At 70.3% G+C, this 8760-nt stretch carries 11 protein-coding genes and 1 pseudogene; 4 read left to right on the top strand and 8 right to left on the bottom strand.

What is annotated here, in order from left to right; all coding sequences use genetic code 11:
- Positions 1–11 precede the first annotated feature (11 nt).
- From KUTG_RS38775 to KUTG_RS64375, 5 genes are all read right to left on the bottom strand, one after another.
- On the bottom strand, positions 12–731 hold the full coding sequence (locus tag KUTG_RS38775; protein WP_052395895.1) for an amidase family protein: 720 nt from the start codon (positions 729–731) through the stop codon (positions 12–14).
- A 19-nt stretch (positions 732–750) separates the two neighbouring features.
- The gene (locus KUTG_RS38770; RefSeq protein ID WP_232241518.1) at positions 751–1644 is read right to left on the bottom strand and encodes an ABC transporter substrate-binding protein; all 894 of its coding nucleotides are present in this window, start codon (positions 1642–1644) and stop codon (positions 751–753) included.
- Between the two features lie 35 nt (positions 1645–1679).
- On the bottom strand, positions 1680–1904 hold the full coding sequence (locus KUTG_RS54395) for a hypothetical protein (protein ID WP_052395893.1): 225 nt from the start codon (positions 1902–1904) through the stop codon (positions 1680–1682).
- 65 nt (positions 1905–1969) lie between these two features.
- Positions 1970–2293, bottom strand: a complete 324-nt coding sequence (locus KUTG_RS38765; protein ID WP_043724091.1) for an SRPBCC family protein — start codon at positions 2291–2293, stop codon at positions 1970–1972.
- A gap of 50 nt (positions 2294–2343) precedes the next feature.
- A complete protein-coding gene (locus tag KUTG_RS64375) occupies positions 2344–2679 on the bottom strand; it encodes an ArsR/SmtB family transcription factor (protein ID WP_052395892.1) in 336 nt (111 codons plus the stop codon).
- Between the two features lie 169 nt (positions 2680–2848).
- Here KUTG_RS64375 and KUTG_RS38755 point away from each other — a divergent pair, with 169 nt between their 5' ends.
- Complete coding sequence (locus KUTG_RS38755) at positions 2849–3109, top strand: hypothetical protein (RefSeq protein WP_157495082.1); 261 nt, start codon at positions 2849–2851, stop codon at positions 3107–3109.
- A 91-nt stretch (positions 3110–3200) separates the two neighbouring features.
- On the top strand, positions 3201–4433 hold the full coding sequence (locus tag KUTG_RS38750) for an ATP-binding protein (RefSeq protein WP_157495081.1): 1233 nt from the start codon (positions 3201–3203) through the stop codon (positions 4431–4433).
- A 40-nt stretch (positions 4434–4473) separates the two neighbouring features.
- Here KUTG_RS38750 and KUTG_RS38745 read toward each other — a convergent pair whose 3' ends face one another.
- The 3 genes from KUTG_RS38745 to KUTG_RS38735 all read right to left on the bottom strand — a co-directional run bounded on the left by KUTG_RS38745 (position 4474) and on the right by KUTG_RS38735 (position 6697).
- The gene (locus tag KUTG_RS38745) at positions 4474–4860 is read right to left on the bottom strand and encodes a RidA family protein (RefSeq protein ID WP_043724089.1); all 387 of its coding nucleotides are present in this window, start codon (positions 4858–4860) and stop codon (positions 4474–4476) included.
- Positions 4861–4878: 18 nt separating this feature from the next.
- Entirely contained in the window at positions 4879–5658 is a 780-nt protein-coding gene (locus KUTG_RS38740) for an IclR family transcriptional regulator (protein WP_052395891.1), read from the bottom strand.
- A 73-nt stretch (positions 5659–5731) separates the two neighbouring features.
- Positions 5732–6697, bottom strand: coding sequence for a sugar kinase (locus tag KUTG_RS38735; RefSeq protein WP_043724087.1), 966 nt, complete (start codon positions 6695–6697; stop codon positions 5732–5734).
- Between the two features lie 129 nt (positions 6698–6826).
- On the opposite strand from KUTG_RS38735, the gene KUTG_RS38730 reads away from it, so the two are divergent.
- Entirely contained in the window at positions 6827–8098 is a 1272-nt protein-coding gene (locus KUTG_RS38730; RefSeq protein ID WP_232241517.1) for an amino acid deaminase, read from the top strand.
- A pseudogene (locus KUTG_RS57060) lies at positions 8098–8760 on the top strand (amidohydrolase family protein); the annotation flags it as partial. The gene KUTG_RS38730 and the pseudogene KUTG_RS57060, both read left to right, overlap by 1 nt.

The following is an 8760-nucleotide window of genomic DNA, read 5'->3' as shown; positions in this document are numbered from 1 at the left end:
GCAGCAGGGCGTCACGGGCGTCCCGAGCCATGGTGCCCGACGACGTCGTGCGACCACGCCAGCGGGCGGATGCCGTCGACCGGCAGCAGGCCGTGGGTGGGCTTGATGGCCGTAGTTCCGCAGAACGCCGACGGCAGCCGGAGCGAGCCGCCGGTGTCGGTGCCGAGGGCGGCGGCGACCTGGCCGGCGGCCAGCGCGGCGGCGGATCCACCGGAGGAGCCGGAGGTCATCTTCGAGGTGTCCCACGGGTTGCGGGACTGGGGCGTGGAGACGCCGAACGCGATTTCGTGGGTGTGGGTCTTGCCGATGACGATGCCGCCGGCCTCACGGATGCGCGTGACGACGGCGGCGTCCTGGGCGGCGGGCTCGGTGAACACTGTCGTGCCGGCGGCGGTGACCGTGCCGGCGACGTCGATGAGGTCCTTGATCGCGACGGGAACGCCGTGCAGCGCGGCCTCGGGGCGGTCGACCGACAGGGCGGCGGCCTTGGCCCGGGCTTCCTCGGCGACGGAGACGAAGGCGTGCACCGCAGGCTCGGTCTCGGCGATCCGCCCCAGGCAGGACTCCACCAGCTCCAACGGCGTCAGCGCGCCGTCGTGGATGGCGCAGGCGGCGTCGACGAGGCCCAGCTGCCACGGCTGGACGGCCTCCGTGGCGACATCGGCGGCGCGCACGGCGTCAACCGCCGCGGTGACGAACGGCTGCGCCCATTCGAGGCGCGACTGGCTCATGCCGTTGATCAAACTGCTGTCAGTCGATCCCGGCAAGCCCCTGCTCGGCCAGGATCCGGAAGCCCCCGGTCACGGCCTCGGCCAGGTACAGCGGCTGCCGCAGGCGGCCGCTCGGCGTGACGCCGACCTCGCCGCGCGGGCCGGTGAAGCTGGTCCCGGGCAGGGCCCCGACCAGGGAGGCGGGCTCGATCGTGCCGGCCGCCATGGCGGCGCGGGCGTAGAGGTGGATGCCCTCGTACACGGACTCGGTGACGCTGGACACCGGCGGCGCGGACGGGCCGTACGCGGCACGGTAGCGGCCGATGAAGTCGCGGTTCTCGGGCGTGGGCAGGTCCATGAAATAGCCGAGCACCGACCACATGCCCGCGGCCGCCTCGTCGCCGATGTGGTCCCGGGTGGCCTCGTCCAGCAGCGCCCCGAAGCTGCGGACGCGCCGCCGCAGGCCGGCGGCGTGCAGCTGGCGTTCGAACGCGGCGGCGTCCCCGCCGACGAGGCTGTTGACCACCAGTTCGGCGTCGGAGGCCTCGATCGATTCCAGCACCTCGTCGAAGTCGGTGGTGCTGAGCGGGACGTAGCGCTCGCCCAGCAGCCGCCCGCCCTCGGCTTCGACCGTCTGACGAGCGCAGGCGCCGACGGCGCGAGGCCACACGTAGTCGTTGCCGATCACGTACCAGCCCTTGCCGCCGTGCTCGCGCATCATCGCCGGAACGGCCTGGCGCAGCTGCTCCCCCGGCACCTCGCCCCAGCGGAACAGCCGTCCCGCCGGCTTCCCGCCCTCGTTGACCGGTGTGTAGAAGTACGGCAGCCCGACCCGTCGCGCGTACGGCCGGACTGCGTCGAGGGTGGCCGAGGTGTGCACGGCGATGACCATGTCCACGTGGTGCCGCAGGTGTAGGCGTTTGAGTACGGCCAGGCCGGGGGCCGGGCTCGTGGCGTCGTCGGGGGGGATCAGCCGCAGCGGTTTTTTTTTTCACGCCCGTTCTCGGCGTTGATCTCGTCCACGGCCAGCCGCGCGCAGTTCTCCACCGCCGGCCCGAACACGCCCGCGCTGCCGCTGTAGCTGGTGAGCAGGCCGATGCGGACCACCGGCTCGTCGGGGTCGTCAGCGAGGTCGCTGCCGACAGGCGGGCCAGCGGGGGCGATGCTGCCGTCCTCACCGAGGTCACGAGGCATTGTGGTTGTATGTAACAAATAGAAATGCCGCAAAGTACCTGAGCCGGCGTCGCCTCACTCTACAATTACAATCGAGAGTTCACTGAAGCTACTCCACAAGAACCGCTTTTGCTTACAAACAAGTCTTGTTCGATGATCACTCGTCCGCGCCAGGGCGACTCGTGCCGCAGCACGATGCGCTGCGCCGGCAGGATCCGGTGGACCCGGGCGATGCCGGCCAGCGGGACGCCGCCGATCGGGAAGGCGACGCGCACGACCTGGCCGGGGCGGAGGTCGTCGGTGCGGGCGTCGAAGGTCCAGTCGGCCCAGCGGCCGCCGCCGAACGACGCATAGGCCGCCTCGCGGGAGGCCGGCACCGTCACCTCGGCGGTGAACAGTACGTCGGCCATGCGCGCTCCCCCGGGGCTGGGACCAGGTCGCGCGAGCGTACCGGCGATGATCATCCGCCGGTCAGCGGGACGACCGGCTCCACTCGATGGTGTTGCTGGTGACTGTGCGTGTTCACCAGCCGGGACAGGATGTTCGCCGCGTCCTGCACGGGCCGGGTGCGCAGCGAGTACAGCCGGAACCGGCCCTGCCGTCGTTCCTGCACCAGGCCGGCCTGACGCAGGATGCGCAGGTGGGTCGACACCGCCGTGCGCCCGATATGGTGGAAGGCGGCCGCGATCTCCGACGCCGTCAACTCAGCGTGTTCGGACAGCAGCCGCAGCACCGCCCGCCGACTGGGGTCCGCCAGCGCGCCGAACGTCGCCGACTCGGTGTCCCTCTCGTGCACGCGCCCTCCCCGATCGTCCCGACAACAGCCCTTACGGCTGAACCGGGCCGGGAGTTCATCGGTGACGTTCCGGCCAAGGTTTGTCGAACCGCTTGCTGGAAAGCGCTTACCGCCTACAATGTAGACGGTAACGCCGCTTTCCGAGTCCGCCGCCAGGGGAGGAAACGCGATGCCCGAGATCTTCATGGCGCGACTGCGCCCGGAGTTCGCGCGCGGCGAGCGGGAACGGTGCTGCCACCTGTTCCCGGTGCCCGTGCCCGGCCCCACACCCAGGATGCTGCACGCCTACTGCGGCCAGACCATCACGCCCGGCCAGGCCGAGCTGCTGGACGGCCCCAAGGGCATGCCCTGCGTCACCTGCATCCTGCTGTCCCCCGCCGAGGGCGACGCGCGACACGTCACCGGCACCGACCTGCTCGGGATCGCCTGACGCCGACCGCGGCCCGTCGTGTGCTGTCGGGGTACTCAAGGGTGTGCTAATGGGGTATTTCGAGGTGTGCTAATGAGGTACTATACGGACCGTGACGGATGGTTACCTACCGCGCATAGTTGACGGGCAGCTGGCCGCCCTGCTCGCCGATTTCCCCGCGGTGTTGCTGGTGGGTCCCCGGGCGACCGGGAAGACCACCACCGGGACCCGGCATGCCACGACCATCCTTCGGTTGGACGATCCGAACGAGGCCGTCGTGGCCAACTCTGTGCCGGACGCGATCCTGCGCGGTCTGCGTGAACCCGTGCTGATCGACGAATGGCATCTCGCCCCGGCGATATTGGGCGCGGTCAAGCGGGCGGTGGACACAGAGCGCGGCACCGGGCGCTTCATCGTCACCGGCTCGGTGCACGCGCGACTCGACGAGCAGACGTGGCCGGGGACCGGCCGCCTGATCGAGGTGGAGATGCACGGGCTGACCGCTCGCGAGCTCCTCGGCGCGGACCTGACCCGCCCGCCGTTCATCGACCGCGTGGCGGTCGACGGCGTGGACGCCATCGCGACGCCGTCCGATCCGCCCGATCTGCGGGGCTACCTGGAACTGGCCCTGCGCGGCGGTTTTCCCGAGGCCGTCCGCGCGCCGGACCACCACCGGCTGGACTGGGCGACCAGCTACCTGAGCCAGCTGTTCACCCGTGACGTGGAGGGCGCACGCGATCCGGAGAAGCTCCGGCGCTACTTCGAGGTGCTGACCCTCAACACCGCGGGCGCGGTCACCGACAAGACCGTTTTCGACGCGGCCGGGATCAACAAGAAGACCGCGGACGCCTACGACACCCTGCTGCGCAACCTGTACATCACCAGCATGACGCCCGCCTGGTACAGCAACCGGCTCAAGCGGCTGGCGCAGCTGCCCAAGCGGTACGTCCTGGACCCGCTGCTCGTCGCCGGCGCGCTGCGGTTGACCGTCGACGGCCTGATGCGGGACGGCAACATGCTCGGACGGGTGCTGGACACCTTCGTCGCCGCACAGCTCAGGGCCGAGCTGGCCGCGGGGACCGAGCGCCCACGGCTGTTCCACCTGCGCGACCAGAACGGTCGTCGCGAGGTCGACATCCTTGTCGAGCTGGATGTCAACCGGGTGATCGGCATCGAGATCAAGGCGGCCGGCGCGCCACGCCGGGAAGCCGCGCAGCACCTGATGTGGCTCCGCGACGAACTCGGCGACCGGTTCGTCGGCGGGGTCGTGCTGCACACGGGGCCACGCACGTACCCGCTTGACGATCGGATCGTCGCCGCACCCATCTCCGCGTTGTGGAGCTGACCCCCGGGCGGGCTCCGGTCGGAGCCCACCCGGGCAGGCGTCACTCCACGACGGCGAGGGCGTCGATCTCCACCAGGAGGCCGGCGGGGAGGCCGACGTAGACGGTGGTGCGGGCCGGGAAGGGCTCGCTCATGAACTCGCCGTAGGCCTCGTTCATCTCGCCGAAGTGGGCGGTGTCGGTGAGGTAGACCCGGAGCATGATCACGTCGTCCATGGAGGCGCCGGCGGCGGCGAGGACGGTGTTGACGTTACGGAGGGCCTGCCGGGTCTGCTCGGCCACGGTGTCGGCGACGATCTTGCTGTCGGCGTCGAAGGCGACCTGCCCGGCGACCTGAAGGAAACCGCCCTTGCGGACGCCCTGGGAGAACGCGGCCACCGGGGTGGGAAAACCTGCGGAATTTTCTTCCTCTTGTGCGGCGTTAGCCATCAGATCCTCGAATTTGGGTCAATTTTCCACACCTGCATACGAGCTCTGTGTATGTGTTTCAACTCCGGTCCAACCGCACTCGGTCGAGGCGGCGGCAGCGGTCGCGAGCAACCGCGGCACGAGGGCGATGAGGCCCTCGTAGTCCAGGAAAACCTTGGGCACGGACAGCGAAGCGGCGGCGATGACCTCGCCGCGCTGGCCCCGGATGGGGGCGGCGATGCAGTGGATGAAGTCCTCGTGCTCGGAGTTGTCCACGGCGTATCCGCGCTGCCGCACCAGTTGCAGCTCGGCCAGGTACTCGCCGGCCGAGGTGATCGTGTTGGCGGTGAGCCGGGGGTACTCCATGCGCGCGGCGATCTCCCGCACCTCGGGCCGCTCGGACAGCAGCACCTTGGCCACGGCGGTGCAGTGCAGCGGCGCCCGCCGTCCGATGCGCGAGTACATGCGCACGAGGTGGGTGCTGTCGTACTTGTCGATGTAGACGACCTCGCCGTCCTCGTAGCTGGCGAGGTGCACGGTGTGCCCGGTCTGGAGGTTGAGCTCCCGCAGCGCGGGCTCGGCCGCCCGCCGCACGTCGAGGTCGTCGAGGGCCTTGTTGGCCAGGTCGAACAGCGCGGTGCCCAGCCGGTAGTGCCGCACGCCCTCGCGCTGCACGAACCGGTGCTCCTCCAAGGTTCGCAGCAGCCGCAGCACGGTCGACTTGTGCACGTCGATCACGGAGGCGAGCTCGTCCAGCGTCTTACGGCCGTCGGCCATGGCCCGCAACAGGGTCAACGCGCGGTCCAGGCTCTGACTCACAGACCCTCCTCGCTAGCGCTCGGAGCGTCTGCGGTCAGGGACGCAGTGCTCGATGGTTCGCTCGCAAGCTCGCTCACGGCAGGATCACTCCCCCAGCCGTCACGTGCGCGGCGGACCAGGTGTCGGCGTCGGCGTCGAGCAGCTTGGTGACGCCCGGTTCCGGCAGCGGCTCGCCGAGGTCGTCGGTGGTCAGCAGCACGCCGGCGGCGGTGAGGTGGCCGCGTCGGAGGCGTCGCCGGACGGATTCGCCATTGAGGTCGGCGGCCAGGAAGCCGGCCGCGAAGGCGTCGCCGGCGCCGACCGGCTCGACCACGTCCACCTTCAAGGCCGCCTCGAAGACCTCTTTGGAGTCGGTGAGCAGGGTGGCGCCGCGGGAGCCGTGCTTGATCACGATCTCGGCCGGGTTCGGCAGCAGGGAACGGATTTCCGCCGGCTGGTCGACGCCCCAGACGGCCTGGGCCTCGTCGTCGCCGACGAACACGATGTCGGCGGCGTCGGCCAGTTCCCGCAGCACGCCCTTGTCCAGCGAGGTCCACAGCGCCGGCCGCCAGTTGACGTCGAACGACACCCGGATCGGCAGGGCCAGCACGGCCCACAGCAGGTCGAGGCAGGTCGACGACAGGGCGGCGGTGATACCGCTGATGTGCAGCAGGGCGGTCTTGCTCACGTCGAGGGAGGCCAGTAACTCCGGGCCCATGCCGGAGGCGGCGGAACCACGGCGGTAGTAGCGGACGGGGCTGCCGTCGGCGCTGACCTCCTTGACGTACAGGCCGGTCGGCCGCACGGGGTCGGTCCGCACACCGCTCACGTCCACGCCGACGCCGGCGATGCGGTTGCGCACGGACAGGCCGAGCGAGTCGTTGCCCAGGGCGCTGACCCAGCGGGCGTGGAAGCCCGCCCGGGCGAGGTGGCTGGCCACGTTGGACTCCGCGCCGCCGACGGCGAGCGTCCAGTCCCGCGCCTCGTGCACCGGCCCCGGCACCGCCGGCACGAACAACGCCATGGACTCACCGAGGCACACAACCTCAAGGCGCTCCATCGGCACCCCTTCCCGGAGTTCGAGTTCGTTGACGGCGGCTCCGGGGAATGCTACACACCAACGAATCACATTGCGCAACTACCGTTGCATAATTTGCAACGCCGGGGACGGGGTGAAGCGGTGAGTTCGATCAACGCCGAGGCGGTCTCCGCACTGCGGGCCGAACGGATCGACTGGCGCTTCAAGGGCATGCCGGCCTGGGCTCACGGCTCGACGGTCGGCGACCTGGCCGCGTCCGGACTCGACCTGTTCGACGCCGGCTTCGTCGGCCCGCTGGTGGTGCTGGACGAGCCGGCGCTGGAGCACAACATCCGCGTCATGGCGCAGTGGTGCGACTCGGTCGGACTGGCGCTGGCCCCACACGGCAAGACGACCATGGCCCCGCAGCTGTTCCGACGACAGTTCACGGCCGGGGCGTGGGGCCTGACCACGGCCAACATCAGCCAGCTGCGCGTGTACCGGGCGTTCGGCGTGTCCCGGATCCTGATGGCCAACCAGCTGGTGGACCCGTTCGCGCTGCGCTGGCTGGCCAACGAGCTGGCCACCGATCCGACGTTCGAGTTCACCTGCTGGGTGGACTCGGTCGACGGCGTGGCCCGGATGACCGAGGTGCTGGAGCACCCCGTCGACGTGATCCTGGAGCTCGGCGGACCGGAAGGCCGGACGGGGGTGCGGTCGCTGGAGCACGCCGTCGAGATCGCCGAGGCGGTGCGCCGCAGCCCGGTGCTGCGGCTGGTCGGGGCCGGCGGCTACGAGGGCGCGCTGGCCCACGGCACCGAGGACGAGGAACTGGCCAAGATCGACACGTACATGTCGAGGCTGCGGGAGCTGATCACCCGCCTCGCCGCCGACGGGCATTTCGACGGCGTGGAGCAGGTGATCGCCACCGCCGGTGGCAGCGCCTACTTCGACCAGGTCGCCGAAGGTCTGACCAGGCCGTGGCCGGACGGGCTGCCGGTGCTGGGCGTGCTGCGCAGCGGCTCGTACCTGATCCACGACGACGGCCTGTACCGGCGGATGTCGCCGTTCTCGCGCAAGCACCGGCTGCCCGGCGGCGAGCCGTTCCGGCCGGCGATGCACGCGTGGTCGCAGGTCACTTCGCACCCCGAGCCGGGGCTGGCGCTGTTGACCATGGGCCGGCGTGACGTGTCGTACGACCAGGAGCTGCCGGAGCCGCAACTGGTTCGCCACCTCGACGGGTCCACGGAGGACTTGCGCGGGGCGTCGGTCAGCGCGCTGAACGACCAGCACGCGTATCTGCGGCTGAGTGAGCAGCAGGTCGAGGTCGGCGAGTGGGTGCGGTGCGGGCTCTCGCATCCGTGCACGGTGTTCGACAAGTGGCAGCTGCTGCCCGTGGTCGACGGCACGCGGGTGGTCGACCTGGTTCGGACGTTCTTCTGATGGACATCGTCTTTCGTGGCGCCACGGTCGTCGACGGCACCGGCGCTCCCGGTCAGATCGCCGACGTGGGCGTGGCTGAGGGCCGCATCGCGGAGATCGGGACCGGGCTGACCGGCGGCCGGGTGATCGATGTCGACGGTCTGGTGCTGTGCCCCGGTTTCATCGACATGCACTCGCACTCGGACCTTCGCGTGCTGGCCGAGCCCGATCACCTGGCCAAGGTCTCGCAGGGCGTGACGACCGAGGTCATCGGCCAGGACGGGCTGTCCTACGCGCCGGTGAACGACGAGGTGCTGGCGGCGATGCGGGCCCAGCTGGCCGGCTGGAACGACGACCCGCCCGGCTTCGACTGGAACTGGCGGTCGGTCGGCGAATACCTCGACCGCTTGGACCGGGGCATCGCCGTGAACGCGGCTTACCTGGTGCCACAGGGCACTTTGCGGATGCTGCACGTCGGCTGGGACGACCGGCCGCCGACCGAGTCCGAGATGGACGCGATGAAGTCCACTTTGGACGATTCGTTGACGGAGGGCGCGTTCGGGCTGTCGTCCGGGCTGACCTACACGCCCGGCATGTACGCCGACCGAGCGAACTGGTCGAGCTGTGCCGGGTCGTCGGCGCGCGCGGCGCTACTACAGCCCCCATCACCGCAGCTACGGGGC

Origin of the sequence: Kutzneria sp. 744 (assembly GCF_000568255.1) — a bacterium.
Classification (GTDB): domain Bacteria; phylum Actinomycetota; class Actinomycetes; order Mycobacteriales; family Pseudonocardiaceae; genus Kutzneria.
This window is presented reverse-complemented; position numbering and strand designations above follow the sequence as displayed.

Coding starts and splice junctions, on each gene's coding strand:
- KUTG_RS38775 (WP_052395895.1), bottom strand. CDS start 731: ATGAGCCAGTCGCGCCTCGAATGGGCGCAGCCGTTCGTCACCGCGGCG.
- KUTG_RS54395 (WP_052395893.1), bottom strand. CDS start 1,904: ATGCCTCGTGACCTCGGTGAGGACGGCAGCATCGCCCCCGCTGGCCCG.
- KUTG_RS38765 (WP_043724091.1), bottom strand. CDS start 2,293: ATGGCCGACGTACTGTTCACCGCCGAGGTGACGGTGCCGGCCTCCCGC.
- KUTG_RS38755 (WP_157495082.1), top strand. CDS start 2,849: ATGCCCGAGATCTTCATGGCGCGACTGCGCCCGGAGTTCGCGCGCGGC.
- KUTG_RS38745 (WP_043724089.1), bottom strand. CDS start 4,860: ATGGCTAACGCCGCACAAGAGGAAGAAAATTCCGCAGGTTTTCCCACC.
- KUTG_RS38735 (WP_043724087.1), bottom strand. CDS start 6,697: ATGGAGCGCCTTGAGGTTGTGTGCCTCGGTGAGTCCATGGCGTTGTTC.